The following is a 16,700-nucleotide window of genomic DNA, read 5'->3' on the forward strand; positions in this document are numbered from 1 at the left end:
GGCATCGGAATGGACGCAATCGTACGCAAGAGCGCGGCAATCGCCCGCGAGGCCTCGGCAAGCACCGGCTCGCCAGCGCCCAGACCTTCCCGGGAAGAGGCCGAGGCCGCGGTGCGCACGCTCATCGCCTGGTCCGGCGACGACCCGACGCGCGAGGGCCTCATCGACACGCCGAAGCGCGTGCTCAACGCCTACGACGAATTCTTCAGCGGCTACGGCGAGGATCCGGTCGAGATCCTCTCGCGGACCTTCGAGGAGGTCGCTGGTTACGACGACCTCGTCATGCTGCGCGACATCGACATGAACTCGCACTGCGAGCATCACATGGTGCCGTTCGTCGGGCGGGCCCATGTCGCCTACTACCCGACCGATCGCGTGGTCGGGATCTCCAAGCTCGCGCGCGTCGTCGAGGTCTTCTCGCGCCGCCTGCAGTCACAAGAGACGATGACGGCGCAGATCGTCGATGCGATCGAGCAGGCGCTGCGTCCGAGAGGCGTGGCCGTCATGATCGAGGCGGTGCATCAGTGCATGTCGCTGCGTGGCGTCAACAAGCGCAACGTCGCCACGATCACGACGCAGTTCACCGGCCTCTTCAAGGACGAGCTCAGCGAAAAGAACCGCTTCATGCTGCTGGCCAGCGGGCGCCGCTAGGTCAGCCGGCGAGGGCGGCGGCTGATCGGGCGCGCAAACCGAGCGAGCCGTGCGATGGTGTTCCAGACACTGCAAGACAGCCACGAAATCGAGGCCGGCGATACCTTTGCGCCGCGCTTCGATGCCAAGGGCCTCGTTCCGGTGGTCACCACCTCGGCCGAGGACGGCCGTGTGCTGATGCTCGCCTACATGAACGCCGAAGCGCTCGCCCGCACGATCGAGACCGGCATCGCGACCTATTGGAGCCGCTCGCGCGGCAAATTGTGGGTCAAAGGCGAGACCAGCGGCAACGTCCAGCACGTCGTCGAATTGCGCACGGACTGCGATCAGGACGCCATCTGGATCGTAGTGCGGACAGCAGGCGCCGGGGTTGCCTGTCATACCGGCGCTGCGAGTTGTTTCTACCGCGCGATCGCCGTCGGGTCAGGGCCGGCAGCCGGCACTCGTCGGCTCGAGCCCCGCGACCAGGTCCCGGGACCGTTCAAGAATAGTTAATCGAATCGTCGCTACCCTGCCTGATTGGCATGGCCAACCCGGCACCTCGGTCGCAGGCACGCCCTCCGGTACGGTGCTTGCTTGGCCGGTCCTGCGCGGAACGGCCGTGGAGGGGCTAAGACGATGGGGACTGGGACGATCGGACTGGCGCTCGGTGGCGGAGCGGCAAGGGGCTGGGCGCACATCGGCATCCTCAAGGCCCTGTCGAAGGCCGGCATATTCCCCGACGTCATCGTCGGAACCTCGATCGGTGCCGTGGTCGGCGGCTGCCATGCCGCCGAGAAGCTCCCCCAGCTCGAGGAATTCGCGCTGAGCCTGACCAAGAGCAAGGTCTTCCGCCTGCTCGATTTCAATCTCGCGGGCTCGGGTCTCATCTCCGGCAGGCGGCTCTGCCAGCGGCTCGAGGATCATCTGGAGATGACCCGCATCGAGGAATTGCCGACCCGCTTTGCCGCCATCGCGACCGAACTCGGCACGGGTCACGAGATCTGGCTGACCAAGGGGCGCCTCGTCGATGCGCTGCGCGCTTCCTATGCGCTGCCGGGCATCTTCCATCCGGTCAACATCAAGGGGCGATGGCTGATCGACGGTGCCCTCGTGAACCCCATCCCGGTCTCGGTCTGCCGCGCGCTCGGCGCGCAGATGGTGATCGCGGTCAACCTCCACTGTGATACCTTCGGGCGTGGCGCGGTCATCCCGGACTACGGCTTCGAAGACGTTTCGAGCGAGGACGATCTCGAGCGCCCCACCCCCGTCGCGCCAAAGAGCACCTGGTCGGCCGCCCAGCTCCTGCATCGCCAGTTCTTCGGTCAAGTGTCCGGCGCGCCCGGCATCTCGAGCGTCATGATGGACGCATTCAGCATCATCCAGGACCGCATCGCTCGGGCGCGGCTCGCCGGCGATCCGCCGGACATCACTTTGAAGCCACGCCTCAAGGGCATCGGCCTCTTCGAGTTCCACCGCGCCGACGAACTGATCGCGCGCGGCGAGGAGGCGGCCGAGCGCATGATCAACAGGCTCGACGAGATTCGCGGCCCGGCGCTCGTTGAGACCACGGGGCGCTGACGCCGCGGCAAGCGCCGGCTCCAGCGGCGCCAGTTGCCCACGACGGCGCGCCGAGGCGTGCGCTCCGCACTCCCTGCCGTGACCAGCCGACTGCTCGCTCTGGCTTGCCGGGCCAAGCGGCATCGGGTCGACGGCCGAGGTCAGTTGGCCGCGATGTAGGCCCGCATGGCCTGCGCCTCCATGTCGACCTCGGCCAAGCGGTGCTTGACCACATCGCCGATCGAAATGATCCCGACCAGCTTTTCGGCGTCGACGACCGGAAGGTGACGGAAGCGGCCGCGCGTCATCTTTTCCATGAGGGACTCGATCGCCTCGTCGCGGCGGCAGGTGACCACCTCGCGCGTCATGACATCGCCAACCAGATCCTCGAGCGCGGCGGCGCCACGCGCGGCGACGGCACGGACCACATCGCGCTCGGATAGGATGCCGACGATGGCGCCATTCCGGTCCACCACCACGACCGAGCCGACACGGTTTGCGGTCAGCTCGCGTGCCACCTCCTCCAGCGTCATCGAGGCGTGCGAAGTGACCACGCCGTTACCCTTGGCGGTCAGGATGGACTGAACGTTCATTACACGTCCCCTTGACAAATCCCTCGTTCGGCCAATGCGGCCACCAACCCCCGTTCTTCGACGTGTCATCCCTGGCGGACTGTCGTCGAGTGACCGCCGGGATGATCTTCTTGCCGGAGCCAAGCATTGCGCGAAATGCGAGAGGCCGCAAGCACGTGCAGCCCTCGTCTGTCGTGGCGCCGACGGACGCCACAAACGTCGTTTACGCATTCTTACGATCGCCCCCGGGGGGAAACGATCGGCGCTGGCGTTGGCACAAGTCCTGCTCTTGGAGGCGGCAGATGAAGCGCGGCGACCGTCCGTCGGTCGGTCGCGCTCGGCAGGGGTCATTCGGGCGAGGGGCGGCAGTCGGGCAATCGGCTGTGTTGGGAGCGTATCCGCGATGCAGGAAAAGAATAACCAGATCCTCTATGGGTATTGGAATGGCGTGCGGGGGGAGCGCTTGGCGCCGCGCCGCTTCGACATCGAGCCGTCGCGGATCGCCGAGATTCTCCCCGACACGTTCATCCTGGAGCGAGTCGAACTCGAGCGCTTCCGGTTCAGGCTCGCCGGGACGCGGATCTGCGAGCTGTTCGGGCGGGAGTTCCGCGGCATCGATCTGATGGACATCTGGCATGGCGACGACCGCAAGGCCATCGGCGACGTCATGCAAACCGTGGTTCGTGATGCGGCCGTCGGCATCGTCCGCTTCCAGGCGAGCGCGGGTGGCAAGACGCTGTCGGAATGCGAAATGATCCTGCTGCCGCTCGTGCACACGGGCGATCAAGTGAACCGCGTGCTCGGCGCGCTGGCGACCGCAGGTCGGCAGGGGTGGGCCGTCGGCCGCCCGATCGAGGCCATCCGGCTCATCGGCGTCGAGACGATCTGGCCGGACGGGCGGCCATTCGCGGTGGTCAACCGGATGGATCGCCAGTCGCCGTTCCTGACACAGCCGCGCTATTCGCGCCTCGTGACCAGCGAGCACCGCGCGTTCCGCGTCTACGATGGCGGGCGCAGCCAGGACTGATCCGGCAGACGGCGACGTCCCGTTCTTAGGACCCCCCTTTTTGGTGTCACTCATCGCCCTGACTTTAGGCGTTTGTTAAACGCGGCGGGCGATCCTGTTCGGTGAAGGCCAGTCATCCGCACGGCCCGCGTCAAACCTTCACTGAACCGGGATCGATCCACACCAATGGCAACTCAGGGCCAGCTCTCGGAATCGCGACCGCGCGGCACGCTCTCGCGGATCGCGGCGGACCGACGCCGCCACAAGCGCTGCACGATGTCACTGATCGGGCGCTTCATGTCGAGCGACCAGCAGGAGCACCCCTGCCGCCTGCGCGACATTTCCGTCGGAGGCGCGGCGATCGAGACCAACAGGGTGGTCGGCGACGGCGAGCGGATCGTCGCCTACTTCGATGAACTCGGGCGGCTCGAGGGCACCGTGACGCGGCGCTTCGACGGCGGCTTCGGAATGCAGTTCGTCAACACGCAGCACAAGCGGGAAAAGTTGGCCGCCACACTGACGTGGCTCGTCAACCGGCATCTCCTCGACCCTGCGGACGAGCGGCGACACGAGCGCATCGTGCCGAACGTGCGCGAAGCGGTCATCACCCTCGCCAATGGCGCCATGCTTCAATGCCGCCTCAACGACGTCTCGGTCGGGGGCGCTTCGATCTCGGCCGAGGTCAAGCCCGAAGTCGGTGAGAACATCCTGCTCGGCAAGCTGCGCGGCCGCGTCGTGCGACATCACGAGCAGGGCTTCAGCGTGCAGTTCACGGACATCCAGAGCCCGAACGCGATCCGCCGCAATTTCAGCTGAGCCGCGTCAAGACAAGGGCCTTCCGGGCCCTTTGCGTCCGATCCCGCGCGCTGCGCCTCGTGCGGCGACAATCGCCAGCCGGCGCCTCCGGGCGCCGCCGTCCTTCCGAACGAGTGTCGAGATGGATGGAAATGGCGGGAGTGACGGGACTCGAACCCGCGGCCTCCGGCGTGACAGGCCGGCGCTCTAACCGACTGAGCTACACCCCCGCGTGGACGGACTGGGTCCGCCAAGCCGAGAGTGGGTACGGGGGTGCGCGCCGGGTGTCAAGGGTCTCGTGAACGACCCGAAGCGCAAACCGATGATCAGGGCTCCCGAAACGAACCCGCCGGCCAGCCCGACCATCTCGACATTTGAGTTTTACATGCATCGTCCCGGCATGGCACACTCGAAATACCGCAAGCGGGTGGCGGCGCCCGCATGCGCGAATGATCGAGGAGCGCCATGACGAAACAGGGTTCGGCGGGGGCCGGGAAGAGTCGTGACGGGGCCGCTTCATCGAGAGCGGTTGAGGGATCAGAAATGCCGGCCCGCGGCGGCAGTATCGCGGGTGGCGGGCGATCATCGACAATGGACATGACGCGCCGGGGGGCGCTCGGTGCGCTCGGTGGTGCGCTCGGTGTGCTCGGCGGCGTTGCCAACGGTGCCAAGGCCGACGATGGCACCTCCGCTCAGCTCGCCCAGGCAGGCCATGTGGATCACAAGTTGCAGGCACCGGGCTTTTATCGCCAGCGCGTCGGCGAGCGGGTCATCACGGTCATCAGCGACGGGCTCGTCAACTGGCCGGTCGGAGTGGCAGCAACCGACGTGCCGGACGCGCAGCTCAAGGCTCTGCTGCGCGAGAGCTTCCTCGATACCGAGACGGTCGCCGCACACCTCAACGCATGCGTGGTCGAGACGGCGGATGCCCGGATCCTCATCGATGCCGGAGCAGGTGCCGACTACCAACCGAGTTCGGGCCGACTGCTGCAGAACCTGGCGGCCGCCGGCTACAAGACCGAGGACATCGATCTCGTGGTGGTCACGCATTGCCACCTCGACCACATCGGCGGCCTCGTCGACCCGTTCGCGAACACGCCCGTCTTCCCGCGCGCCGACTACGTGATGCTGGGCGCAGAGTGGGACTTCTGGACGGGCGAGCAGGCGCGCGCGACGCTCAAGGAGCCGTGGTCCGCAACCATCGACAAAGTGCAGGCCATCCTGCTCGCGATCAGCGCGCGGGTTCGCCGATTGACGGAGCCTGGTGAAGTGGCGCCAGGGATCTCGCTCTTTACGACGGGCGGTACCACACCGGGCCATGCGTCGGTGCTGGTCGATGGCGGAGCCGAGAAGCTCATCATCGCCGGCAATGCACTTGCGCATGCTGTCGTTGCTTTCGAGAGGCCCGACTGGCGCTCCGGCCTCGATCTCGACGCCGAGATGGCCAAGAATACGCGGCTCGCGTTGCTGGAACGGTGTGCGAACGAGGCACCGTTGGTGCTCGGCTATCATCTGCCGTATCCCGGGCTCGGCCGCGTCGGGCGGCGCGGACGGACCTATCGCTGGGTACCCTCGCTCTGGACCTGGGAGGTTTGACGGCGTCGGTGCGCCGACCCGACCGGTGCGCGATCACCGGCGCCGGCGCCGGCCATTGACGATGCCCGATTTTACGCTGGCGGTTGGCTGCGGGCCCATGATAGAGACCGCAGGTTTCTCGCGTTATCCTGGCGCACCCCTCAGCGGGCGTGGTGGAACTGGCAGACACGCGAGGTTTAGGTCCTCGTGGGCTTCGCCCGTGGGGGTTCAAGTCCCTCCGCCCGCACCAGGCTCAATGGCGGTCACGCAATGGCGTGGCCACGACAAACGGAATTGTCCGACATGCACGTTACCGAGACCATGAACGAAGGGCTGAAGCGCCAGCTCCAAGTGACGATCAGCGCGGCAGAACTGGCCAGCCGCGCCGACGAGCGGATCGCAGAGCTCAAGGACCAGGTGCGCATCAAGGGGTTCCGGCCCGGCAAGGTTCCGTTCGCGCACATCAAGCGGCTGTACGGTCGCTCGGTGATGGCGGAAGTGCTGGAGAAGGCGGTCAACGAGACGACGCAGCGCGCGCTCGATGAACGCAACGAACGCCCGGCGCTGCGACCCGACATCAAATTCTCCGAGGAGGAGGGGGCCATCGACAAGGTGATCGCGGGTGAGGCCGACCTCTCCTACGACGTCACGTTCGAGGTGCTCCCGAGCTTCGAGGTGGTCGATTTCAAGACGCTCAAGCTCGAGCGCCCGGTCGCCGAGGTGCCGGCCGCGCAGATCGACGAGGCGATGGAGCGGCTGCGCGAGCAGGGCGTTTCCTACGACGTCCAGGAGGGCCGGGCCGCCGAAGCACGCGACCGGCTGACGATCGATTTCGAGGGCCGCATCGATGGCGAACCGTTCGAGGGCGGCTCGGGCGAGGACATGTTCGTCGTGATCGGCCGCGGCGGTTTCATTCCGGGCTTCGAGGACGGGCTCACGGGCGCCAAGGCGGGCGAGGAGCGTGACGTCAAGGCGAGCTTTCCGGACAATTATCCGGCCGAGCAGCTCAGGGGCAAGGACGCCGTCTTCAAGGTCAAGGTCAAGGACGTCGCGGTGCCGCGGCTGCCGGAACTCGATGACGAATTCGCCAGCAAGCTCGGGCTCGACAGCCTCGCCAAGTTGCGGGCGGCGGTCGAGGAGCGCACGAACGCCGAGTATGCCTCGGCCACTCGCGCCAAGCTCAAGCGCAAGCTGCTCGATGCACTCAACGACGCCCACACCTTCGATTTGCCGGCATCGCTGGTGGACAGTGAGTTCGAGGGCATCTGGCGGCAGGTGACGCAAAGCCTCGAGCAGGCCGGCCGCACACTCGCGGACGAGGGCAAGACCGAGGAGGCCGCCCGTGACGAGTACCGCGCGATCGCGGCGCGGCGCGTGCGCCTCGGGCTCGTTCTCTCGGATGTCGGCGAGAAGAACCAGATCACGGTCAGTGACGAGGAACTGGCGCGCGCCATGGTCGAGCAGGCCCGGCGCTATCCCGGCGAGGAACGCCAAGTCTACGAGTTCCTGCGCAAGTCGCCCGAGGCGATGCTGCAATTGCGCGCCCCGCTCTTCGAGGACAAGGTCGTCGACTTCATTCTCGAACTCGCCGAGGTGACGGACACGGTCGTTACGCCCGAAGAACTGCTTGCGGTCGAGGACGAGGACGAGCAGCAGGGCTGAGCCACGGCCGGGCCAGCCGAGACCACGGCCGGTGCCCACCGGCCGCGCAGCCGAGTGGCGCGCAGCCGTGCGACGCCTCGCCAGAGGCGGCACACGCACGGCACGCCACGCGCGCCCATCGAGCAACCCCCGTTCGAGGAAGGACAGAGAGATGAGAGACCCGGTCGCCGTCTACACGAACACCCTGGTGCCCATGGTCGTCGAGCAGACGAACCGGGGCGAACGCGCCTACGACATCTATTCGCGCCTCCTCAAGGAACGCATCATCTTCGTCACGGGTCCGATCGAGGATCACATGGCGACCCTTGTCACGGCGCAGTTGCTCTTCCTGGAGGCCGAGAACCCCAAGAAGGAGATCGCCATGTACATCAACTCGCCCGGCGGCGTGGTGACGTCGGGCATGGCGATCTTCGACACCATGCGGTTCATTCGTCCGGCGGTTTCGACACTCTGCATCGGGCAGGCGGCCTCGATGGGCTCGCTGCTGCTCTCGTCGGGCGAGAAGGGCATGCGCTTTGCACTGCCGCATGCACGCGTCATGCTCCACCAGCCCTCGGGCGGGTTCCAGGGGCAGGCGAGCGACATCGAGCGGCACGCGGAGGAAATCATCAAGCTCAAGCGCAAGCTCAACCTGATCTACGTCGACAACTCGGGCCAGCCGCTCGAGGTCGTCGAGCGCACGCTCGACCGCGATCACTTCATGAGCGCGGAGGAGGCCAAGAGTTTCGGCCTGATCGACGAGGTCATCAGCAAGCGCAAGGTCGACGAGGCCGAGCAGAAATAGCCCCGTTCGTCGGAGGCCGGGAAACGCCTCATGGCCGTCGCCGCTTGGCGTTACCGGCCGCCACGACGGGCGATTCGTCCGCCAATGCCCTCAAGGAAGCCACCGATGGTCGCGTCGGGAGCTAAGGATGGCCCGTGCCCGGTCCCTCGCCAACGTCACGGGATCGACAAATAGTCGTTATGGTTCCGCCGTTTCGAGGGGGCATCGACACGATCGTGAGGGGGGCGACCGGCTACCCCATTGAAACCGGGGTTGGCATGGGCCAAACTTGGAAGTTGTCGTCGTGGCGCGAGCGTGCCCGGCGAGGTGGTACTGGACGGGTTGCAGTGCGGGCTTGAACGTCGCGAGAGTCGCGTGCTCTCATCGCCTCGCGGACGTTCCACGGGGCCGGGCCGCACCGCGGGGCGCTCGGGAAACAAGGCGCAGTGCGCTGCATTGATTTGCAGCCGCCAACAAACAGATGACGGGCCAATGAGCGAGAAGAATACCCTCTACTGTTCCTTCTGCGGCAAGAGCCAGCACGAGGTCCGCAAGCTGATCGCGGGGCCGACGGTGTTCATCTGTGATGAATGCGTGGAGCTGTGCATGGACATCATCCGCGAGGAGAACAAGACCTCGCTCGTCAAGTCGCGCGACGGCGTGCCGACGCCTCAGGAAATCTGCCGCATCCTCGACGACTACGTGATCGGTCAGGAAAAGGCCAAGCGCGTCCTCTCGGTGGCGGTTCACAACCACTACAAGCGGCTCAACCACGCCACCAAGAACAACGACGTCGAGCTCCAGAAGTCGAACATCCTGCTGATCGGCCCGACCGGCTGCGGCAAGACGCTGCTCGCCCAGACGCTGGCGCGCATGCTCGATGTCCCCTTCACCATGGCCGACGCGACGACCCTCACGGAAGCCGGTTACGTCGGCGAGGACGTCGAGAACATCATCCTCAAGCTGCTGCAGGCGGCCGACTACAACGTCGAGCGGGCCCAGCGCGGCATCGTCTACATCGACGAGGTCGACAAGATCAGCCGCAAGTCGGACAACCCCTCGATCACCCGCGACGTCTCGGGCGAGGGTGTCCAGCAGGCACTCCTCAAGATCATGGAGGGCACGGTTGCGAGCGTGCCGCCACAGGGTGGGCGCAAGCATCCCCAGCAGGAATTCCTGCAGGTCGACACGACCAACATCCTCTTCATCTGCGGCGGAGCCTTCTCGGGCCTCGAGAAAATCATCTCGCGGCGTGGGCGCTCGACCTCGATCGGGTTCGGAGCCAACGTCAGGGCCGAGGACGACCGGCGGACCGGCCAAGTGCTGTCGGAGGTGGAGCCCGAAGACCTGCTCAAGTTCGGCCTCATCCCCGAGTTCATCGGCCGCGTGCCCGTGCTCGCAACACTCGAAGACCTGGATGAGCCGGCGCTGGTGAAAATCCTCAGCGAGCCGAAGAATGCTCTCGTCAAGCAGTACCAACGCCTGTTCGAGATGGAGGACGTGCAGCTCACGTTCCACGAGGATGCGCTGACGGCGATTGCGCGCCGGGCCATCGAACGCAAGACCGGCGCTCGCGGCCTGAGGTCGATCATGGAGGCGATCCTGCTCGATACCATGTTCGATCTGCCGAGCCTCAAGGGTGTCGAGGAAGTCGTGATATCGGCCGAGTCCGTCGAGGGCAGCGCACGACCGTTGCGGATCTACTCGGACCGCGCCGAGGAAATCGAGTCGAGCGCCTGAGCGGCACCCTGATTGTCGGTCCCAGCCGCGCCCGTTCTCCAGGCCATGGGGGCTCGGTTCTTGCGCCCCGGGCCATGCGTTGACATCGCGCCCTCGGCCTGCCGACGGAGTGGCGCGGGCGCACGGTCGCCCATTCACCTTGTTGCGCGCCAACGAGCGTTGGGGGTTGTGGCTGGCGTGCCACCCCCATGTTGCAACTCCCGGGTTGCAAGGCGCTTTCAACGCACTGTAGGATCATGTGACATGGTGATGTCCGTTGCGGGCACGCCATGGCCCGCGTTTCCTGTTGTGATCCGTTCCAGAGCCGACTCCATGCCCACTGGCCATGATCTCTGGCGGGATCATCGGGTTGTCGCCGAGCCTCTCCCGAGAGGCGTTCGAGGGGATCGGCGTTCGCGTGCGGGTTGATCGAACCGGTGTCCGCGTCCCATCGTGCCTTTGCGGAACCGCGTTTCAGGATCCGCGCCGTGGCGTTCTTCCGCGTCCCGCCCCCTTTACCCGCGCCGACCAGAGACCGGACCACGCCCGGTTCACCGGGAGGAGCCCGATCGGAGCCGGGCCGCGATGCGTAGAGCTTCGGGAGGACAGGCCGCGTCACAGACGGAGCGGGCGCGGTTCGCGGAACTGATCGGGTATCGAGGTCGGGCTTATCGGTGCGTAAGCTTGTAGGTGCCGAATTGTCGCCTACCTTAGAGGATCGTGTAGCATTGCTGGCGAAGGGCATTGCGCCATCGTCGCCAGCTGAACAAAAAACGTCGAGGTCGGCCTTCCGGTCGCTGCCGGATGGAGCCGGGTGAGCATAGGAAGCACATCATGAGCGAGAAAAGCAGGGACGAGCTGGGCAAGCTGGCGGGCTCCTATCCGGTGCTGCCGTTGCGCGATATCGTCGTGTTCCCCTACATGATCGTGCCGCTCTTCGTCGGGCGCGAGAAGTCGATCGCCGCCCTCGAGGAGGTGATGCGCACCGACAAGCAGATTCTGCTCGCGGCCCAGCAGAACGCGAACGACGACGATCCGAAAGTGGAATCGATCTTCAAGGTCGGCACCCTCGCGTCCGTTCTGCAGCTCCTCAAGCTGCCCGACGGGACCGTCAAGGTGCTGGTCGAGGGCTCGACGCGGGCGCGGATCACCGGGTATCGCGACAACCCCCTGTTCTTCGAGGCCAATGTCGAGCGCGTGGTCGAGACGGTCGGCGAGAAGGCCGAAGTCGAGGCGCTCGCGCGCTCGGTCGTCACGCAGTTCGAAAGCTACGTGAAGCTCAACAAGAAGATTTCGCCCGAAGTGCTCGGAACGGTCTCGCAAATCGCCGACTACTCCAAGCTGGCCGATACGATCGCTTCGCACCTCGCCATCAAGATCGCCGACAAGCAGAAAATCCTCGAGATCGAAACGGTCGCCGAGCGGCTCGAGCGCGTCTACGAACTCATGGAGAGCGAAATCTCGGTGCTGCAGGTCGAGCGCAAGATCCGCACGCGGGTCAAGCGCCAGATGGAGAAGACGCAGCGCGAATACTACCTCAACGAGCAGATGAAGGCGATCCAGAAGGAACTCGGCGACGGCGACGAGCGCGACGACATCGCCGAGTTCGAGCAGAAGATCGAGGACACGAAGTTCACCAAGGAAGCCAAGGACAAGGCGCTCGCCGAACTGAAGAAGCTCAAGATGATGAGCCCGATGTCGGCCGAGGCCACCGTGGTGCGCAATTACCTCGACTGGCTGCTGTCGATCCCGTGGGGCGTCAAGGGTAAGGTCAAGAAGGACCTCGAGGAGGCGCAGGCCATCCTCGATGCGGACCACTACGGCCTCGAGAAGGTCAAGGAGCGCATCGTCGAATACCTCGCCGTGCAGAAGCGCACCAACCGGATCAAGGGTCCGATTCTGTGCCTCGTCGGACCTCCCGGCGTCGGCAAGACCTCGCTCGGACGTTCGATCGCCAAGGCGACGGGGCGCGAGTTCGTGCGCATGTCGCTCGGCGGGGTGCGTGACGAGGCCGAGATCCGTGGCCACCGCCGGACCTACATCGGCTCGATGCCCGGCAAGGTCATCCAGTCGATGCGCAAGGCCAAGAAGGTCAACCCATTGTTCCTGCTCGATGAAATCGACAAGATGGGGCAGGATTTCCGGGGCGATCCGGCAGCCGCGCTGCTCGAGGTTCTGGACCCCGAGCAGAACAACACGTTCAACGACCACTATCTCGAGGTCGACTACGACCTCTCGAACGTGATGTTCGTGACGACGGCCAACACGCTCAATCTGCCGGCACCGCTGATGGATCGCATGGAGATCATCCGCCTCGCCGGTTACACCGAGCGCGAGAAGGTCGAGATCGCACGGCGTCACCTCATTCCCGGCCAGCTCGAGGACCACGGCCTCGAGCCGCACGAGTGGACGATCGACGATGAGGCCCTGCAGCTCATCATCCGGCGCTATACGCGCGAGGCGGGCGTGCGCTCGCTCGAGCGCGAGATTGCCAAGCTGGCCCGCAAGTCGGTGACGGAGATCGAAAAGACCGGCAAGTACGCCGTCCGCATCACGCCGGAGAACCTCGAGGGCTACCTCGGTGTGCCGAAGTACCGCTTTGGCGAGGCCGAGCTGGCGGACCAGGTCGGCGTCGTCACGGGTCTCGCCTGGACGGAGTTCGGTGGCGAACTGCTGACGGTCGAGGGCGTCATGATGCCGGGCAAAGGCAAGATGACGGTCACGGGCAATCTGCGGGACGTGATGAAGGAATCCATTTCGGCCGCGAACGCCTACGTGCGCTCGCGTTCGGTCGATTTCGGCATCAAGCCGCCGATGTTCGAGAGCCGTGACATCCACGTCCACGTGCCGGAGGGGGCAACGCCCAAGGATGGCCCCTCCGCCGGTGTCGCGATGGTGACGGCGATCATCTCGCTGATGACCGGCATCCCGGTGCGCCGGGATGTGGCCATGACGGGCGAGATCACGCTGCGTGGCAGCGTGCTGCCGATCGGCGGGCTCAAGGAGAAGTTGCTCGCGGCGCTGCGGGGCGGCATCAAGAAGGTGCTGATCCCGGCCGAGAACGCAAAGGACCTCGCGGACATCCCTGACGAGGTCAAGACACGCCTCGAGATCATCCCCGTCGCCCGCGTCGAGGAAGTCCTCAAGGTCGCTCTCGAGCGTATGCCCGAGGCTGTCGAGTGGTCGGAGAACGAGACCCCGGAGGCCAAGCCGGCGAATACCGGCGAGGCCGAGGCACCGGCCGGCGTGGTGGCGCACTAGAACGGCCGCGAGGCCCACGGATTGGCGCGTCTCTGTCCGCCCGGACCATCCGAGCGGACAGAGACGATGTCAGCCAGGCAGACACCGATCTGTGGCCGTCGTGCCGAATTGGGACAAATCCCGGGACTTGCGTCGGGTCTCGGACACACCCCCCATTTGAAGGGGGTTAGGCGCACAACCACATGATGGAAAGCGGCTTTTCCTCTTCAGATTCGGTTCCGCACCGACCGGCCGGTCGCTTCTTGAAGGCTTGACGACAGACCGGCAGCGCCCGTAGATGGCCGCCGCTGCGGAGTTGGGGAGTGCTCTTGCATGCGTAACTCTTGAACCTGTTGTCGTCGCAAGCCCCCTTTGTCCGGCGGTCGCGCAACGAGGGCTTGCGCGGTGGCAGGTGTGTTGTGCACCCGGACTGTCGACGGCGCCAAAATATTCAGAAGGACGTTGTGATGAACAAACGGGAGCTGGCAGCCGCGCTGGCCGAGAAATTGAACCTGAGCAAGGAGCAAGCCGGCAATTTTCTGGATGCGTTCCTCGCGGTCGTGACGACGCAGATGCAGAATGGCGGAGAGGTCAAGATCGCCGGTTTCGGCAACTACAAGGTCAAAACCAAGCCGGCACGCATGGTGACGCCACCGGGGCAGGGCGAGGCCCGCATGATCCCGGCGTCGGTCGTGCCGAAGTTCACCCCGGCCAAGGCGCTGAAGGATCTGCTCAACGGCAAGTGAGCCGGGTGGCCGAATGGTGGGCCGCGCGAGTTGCATGCACATATCTCGTCGCGCCTCGGCAGCGGTAGCGAGATTGCAAAGATGGGCACGCGTGGCGGGGTTTTCGCCACGCGCACTGGATGCGGGCGGTTAGCTCAGCTGGTAGAGCATCTCGTTTACACCGAGAGGGTCGGCGGTTCGATCCCGTCACCGCCCACCAGCCACTTCAAGACTCTGGGTCGTGCGTGGCGCCCGTGAGAGCCGTGTCTTCGCTCACGAAAAGAAGACGTCGTGCAGGATGAAGTGCCCCTCGAACAGGTTGATACCGGCCAGGGACTTCAGCACGTACAGCATCGACAGCGCCGCCACGAGCGCCCCGGCACCGAGCGCATGAAGCATCGCCTGGGCCACCACGTCGCGCCAATCGTAGATCATTCCGGTCATCCCCCCGCCGAACCGTTGCGAGGGCTGGATTGCAATCGGCGGGCCAGATGGACGAGCAACGACGCCCTCGGTGGCGCCGATCGCATTTCGGCGGCATGCCTTGCCGAGGCGCCCTCGGCCGACTAACGTCCCCGGATCGTCCCATCATCGATCGAGGCTCGAGGTGCCGGAGAATCCCCCCGCCCGCGCAATCGCAGGCAGTATCGTCGACCTCGTCGGCAACACGCCCTTGATCGAGCTTCAACGCGCTTCCCGCGAAACGGGTTGTCGCATCCTCGGCAAGGCCGAGTTCCTCAACCCGGGTCAGTCGGTGAAGGACCGGGCCGCGCTATCGATGATCCGCGATGGCGAGAGGCGCGGCTTGCTGCGCCCCGGTGGTGTGATCGTGGAGGGCACCGCCGGAAACACGGGAATCGGGCTCGCGGTCATCGGGCGGGCGCTCGGTTACAGAGCCCTCATCGTCATTCCGCAGACGCAGTCGCAGGAAAAGAAGGATGCCCTGCGGGCCGCCGGGGCGACGCTCGTGGAAGTGCCTGCCGTGCCCTATCGCGACCCCAACAACTACGTGCGCTACTCGGGGCGGCTCGCCGAGGCGATGGCGGAGCGCGAGCCGGCGGGTGCGTTCTGGGCCAACCAGTTCGACAACGTCGCCAACCGGCAGGCTCATATCGACACGACCGCCCCGGAAATCTGGCGCGACACGGGCGGAGAGGTGCACGGCTTCGTGGCCTCGGTCGGCTCGGGCGGCACGATCGCGGGCGTTTCGATGGGGCTGGCGGCGATCGATCCCAAGGTGCGCATCGCCTGCGCCGATCCGCACGGTTCGGCGATCTTCAGCTACGTGACGACGGGAGAGCTCAAGGCGGAAGGCTCATCCATCACCGAGGGCATCGGCCAGGGCCGGGTGACGGCCAACCTCGAGGGCGCGCGGATCGACACCGCCTACCGGATCGCGGACGAGGAAGCACTCGCGATCGTCTTCCGGCTGATCGAGGAGGAGGGGCTCTGCCTCGGCGGCTCGAGCGGCGTCAACATCGCCGGGACGATCCGTCTCGCACGCGACCTCGGGCCGGGGCACACCATCGTTACGGTCCTCTGCGATTACGGGACGCGCTATCAGGGCAAGCTGCTCAACCCCGCGTTTCTCGCCACCAAGGGTCTCGCCGCGCCCGCCTGGCTCACCGCCCTCCCGCAGGTTCCCGACGTCCGCGTCGCGGCCGGGGGTGGCGATGCGTAGAGCAGAGGATAATTCGTGAGCACGCCACTGTTCCACGACGACGCCTATCTCGGCGCGACCGAGGCCACGGTCACCGGCATCGACGCGCGGGGCGGGATCGCTCTCGACCGCACGGTTTTTTATCCGACCGGCGGCGGCCAGCCAGGAGACAGCGGGCGGCTCGTTCTCGACGACGGCACCGAGATCACCATTGCGACCACGATCTACGACGCCGACCGCAAGACCATCCTGCACGTGCCGGCCAGTCCACCCGCCGAGGGATTGCTGGCACCGGGCCGGGCGGTGCGAGGGGTGATCGACTGGGAGCGGCGCTTCGACCTCATGCGCACGCACACCTGCCTGCATCTCCTCTGCTCCCTCATTCCCGCGCCCGTGACGGGCGGGGCGGTCGAAGCCGCCAGGGGCCGGCTCGATTTCGACGTGCCCGAAGCGATCCTCGAAAAGGAGGAGCTGACGGCCCGTCTCCAGGCGCTGATCGCCGGCGACCACGAGGTCTCGAGCACGTGGATCACGGATGCCGAACTCGATGCGAATCCGGGGCTGGTGCGTACGATGTCGGTGCAGCCGCCGCGCGGCTCGGGGCGGGTCCGGCTGGTGCGCATCGGCGAGGTCGATCTGCAGCCCTGCGGTGGCACGCACGTGCGCTCGACGCGCGAGATCGGAACTGCGAAGGTGACGAAGATCGAAAAGAAGGGCGCGCTCAATCGGCGGATACGAGTCGAATTGACGTGAGCGACGGTTCCGCCGAAGTCGAGTGGTGGATCGTGGGGCC

At 65.8% G+C, this 16,700-nt stretch carries 14 protein-coding genes and 3 tRNA genes; 15 read left to right on the forward strand and 2 right to left on the reverse strand.

The features are described from left to right. Window positions 1-9 precede the first annotated feature (9 nt). The 3 genes from folE (at window position 10) to GC150_02375 (ending at window position 2,211) form a co-directional block, all read left to right on the forward strand. Window positions 10-651, forward strand: coding sequence for a GTP cyclohydrolase I FolE (gene folE / locus GC150_02365; GenBank protein ID MBI1383741.1), 642 nt, complete (start codon window positions 10-12; stop codon window positions 649-651). A 54-nt stretch (window positions 652-705) separates the two neighbouring features. Further along, complete coding sequence (gene hisI, locus GC150_02370) at window positions 706-1,146, forward strand: phosphoribosyl-AMP cyclohydrolase (protein MBI1383742.1); 441 nt, start codon at window positions 706-708, stop codon at window positions 1,144-1,146. Between the two features lie 123 nt (window positions 1,147-1,269). Further along, window positions 1,270-2,211 carry an NTE family protein rssA gene (locus tag GC150_02375; protein ID MBI1383743.1) on the forward strand — a complete coding sequence of 314 codons (942 nt, stop codon included), beginning with the start codon at window positions 1,270-1,272 and terminating at the stop codon, window positions 2,209-2,211. 140 nt (window positions 2,212-2,351) lie between these two features. Here GC150_02375 and GC150_02380 read toward each other — a convergent pair whose 3' ends face one another. Continuing rightward, the gene (locus tag GC150_02380; GenBank protein ID MBI1383744.1) at window positions 2,352-2,783 is read right to left on the reverse strand and encodes a CBS domain-containing protein; all 432 of its coding nucleotides are present in this window, start codon (window positions 2,781-2,783) and stop codon (window positions 2,352-2,354) included. A gap of 34 nt (window positions 2,784-2,817) precedes the next feature. Between GC150_02380 and GC150_02385 the strand changes: the two genes are divergently transcribed. Next, complete coding sequence (locus GC150_02385; GenBank protein ID MBI1383745.1) at window positions 2,818-3,789, forward strand: PAS domain-containing protein; 972 nt, start codon at window positions 2,818-2,820, stop codon at window positions 3,787-3,789. A 165-nt stretch (window positions 3,790-3,954) separates the two neighbouring features. Further along, window positions 3,955-4,584, forward strand: a complete 630-nt coding sequence (locus tag GC150_02390; protein ID MBI1383746.1) for a PilZ domain-containing protein — start codon at window positions 3,955-3,957, stop codon at window positions 4,582-4,584. Window positions 4,585-4,716: 132 nt separating this feature from the next. On the opposite strand, the gene GC150_02395 is transcribed toward GC150_02390, so the two are convergent. Beyond that, window positions 4,717-4,793: transfer RNA gene (locus GC150_02395), tRNA-Asp, on the reverse strand. A gap of 235 nt (window positions 4,794-5,028) precedes the next feature. Between GC150_02395 and GC150_02400 the strand changes: the two genes are divergently transcribed. From GC150_02400 to GC150_02445, 10 genes are all read left to right on the forward strand, one after another. Further along, a complete protein-coding gene (locus tag GC150_02400; GenBank protein MBI1383747.1) occupies window positions 5,029-6,159 on the forward strand; it encodes an MBL fold metallo-hydrolase in 1,131 nt (376 codons plus the stop codon). Between the two features lie 143 nt (window positions 6,160-6,302). Continuing rightward, window positions 6,303-6,388 (forward strand) — tRNA-Leu (locus GC150_02405). Between the two features lie 53 nt (window positions 6,389-6,441). Then, on the forward strand, window positions 6,442-7,800 hold the full coding sequence (locus GC150_02410; protein MBI1383748.1) for a trigger factor: 1,359 nt from the start codon (window positions 6,442-6,444) through the stop codon (window positions 7,798-7,800). Between the two features lie 151 nt (window positions 7,801-7,951). Continuing rightward, window positions 7,952-8,584 carry an ATP-dependent Clp endopeptidase proteolytic subunit ClpP gene (clpP, locus tag GC150_02415; protein ID MBI1383749.1) on the forward strand — a complete coding sequence of 211 codons (633 nt, stop codon included), beginning with the start codon at window positions 7,952-7,954 and terminating at the stop codon, window positions 8,582-8,584. 471 nt (window positions 8,585-9,055) lie between these two features. After that, a complete protein-coding gene (gene clpX, locus GC150_02420) occupies window positions 9,056-10,303 on the forward strand; it encodes an ATP-dependent Clp protease ATP-binding subunit ClpX (GenBank protein ID MBI1383750.1) in 1,248 nt (415 codons plus the stop codon). Between the two features lie 813 nt (window positions 10,304-11,116). Next, entirely contained in the window at window positions 11,117-13,543 is a 2,427-nt protein-coding gene (locus GC150_02425; GenBank protein ID MBI1383751.1) for an endopeptidase La, read from the forward strand. A gap of 446 nt (window positions 13,544-13,989) precedes the next feature. Continuing rightward, complete coding sequence (locus GC150_02430) at window positions 13,990-14,268, forward strand: hypothetical protein (protein MBI1383752.1); 279 nt, start codon at window positions 13,990-13,992, stop codon at window positions 14,266-14,268. A gap of 123 nt (window positions 14,269-14,391) precedes the next feature. Further along, window positions 14,392-14,467, forward strand: a tRNA-Val gene (locus tag GC150_02435). Between the two features lie 414 nt (window positions 14,468-14,881). After that, window positions 14,882-15,928, forward strand: coding sequence for a cysteine synthase A (locus GC150_02440; GenBank protein MBI1383753.1), 1,047 nt, complete (start codon window positions 14,882-14,884; stop codon window positions 15,926-15,928). Window positions 15,929-15,943: 15 nt separating this feature from the next. Beyond that, window positions 15,944-16,660 carry an alanyl-tRNA editing protein gene (locus GC150_02445; protein ID MBI1383754.1) on the forward strand — a complete coding sequence of 239 codons (717 nt, stop codon included), beginning with the start codon at window positions 15,944-15,946 and terminating at the stop codon, window positions 16,658-16,660. Window positions 16,661-16,700 lie beyond the last annotated feature (40 nt).

The organism is Hyphomicrobiales bacterium (assembly GCA_016125495.1).
Classification (GTDB): domain Bacteria; phylum Pseudomonadota; class Alphaproteobacteria; order Rhizobiales; family RI-29; genus RI-29.

Excerpts from the sequence above, each read along its gene's own strand:
- folE (MBI1383741.1), top strand. The coding sequence starts at position 10 with ATGGACGCAATCGTACGCAAGAGCGCGGCAATCGCCCGCGAGGCCTCG.
- hisI (MBI1383742.1), top strand. The coding sequence starts at position 706 with ATGGTGTTCCAGACACTGCAAGACAGCCACGAAATCGAGGCCGGCGAT.
- GC150_02375 (MBI1383743.1), top strand. The coding sequence starts at position 1,270 with ATGGGGACTGGGACGATCGGACTGGCGCTCGGTGGCGGAGCGGCAAGG.
- GC150_02380 (MBI1383744.1), bottom strand. The coding sequence starts at position 2,783 with ATGAACGTTCAGTCCATCCTGACCGCCAAGGGTAACGGCGTGGTCACT.
- GC150_02385 (MBI1383745.1), top strand. The coding sequence starts at position 2,818 with ATGCGGCCACCAACCCCCGTTCTTCGACGTGTCATCCCTGGCGGACTG.
- GC150_02390 (MBI1383746.1), top strand. The coding sequence starts at position 3,955 with ATGGCAACTCAGGGCCAGCTCTCGGAATCGCGACCGCGCGGCACGCTC.
- GC150_02400 (MBI1383747.1), top strand. The coding sequence starts at position 5,029 with ATGACGAAACAGGGTTCGGCGGGGGCCGGGAAGAGTCGTGACGGGGCC.
- GC150_02410 (MBI1383748.1), top strand. The coding sequence starts at position 6,442 with ATGCACGTTACCGAGACCATGAACGAAGGGCTGAAGCGCCAGCTCCAA.
- clpP (MBI1383749.1), top strand. The coding sequence starts at position 7,952 with ATGAGAGACCCGGTCGCCGTCTACACGAACACCCTGGTGCCCATGGTC.
- clpX (MBI1383750.1), top strand. The coding sequence starts at position 9,056 with ATGAGCGAGAAGAATACCCTCTACTGTTCCTTCTGCGGCAAGAGCCAG.
- GC150_02425 (MBI1383751.1), top strand. The coding sequence starts at position 11,117 with ATGAGCGAGAAAAGCAGGGACGAGCTGGGCAAGCTGGCGGGCTCCTAT.
- GC150_02430 (MBI1383752.1), top strand. The coding sequence starts at position 13,990 with ATGAACAAACGGGAGCTGGCAGCCGCGCTGGCCGAGAAATTGAACCTG.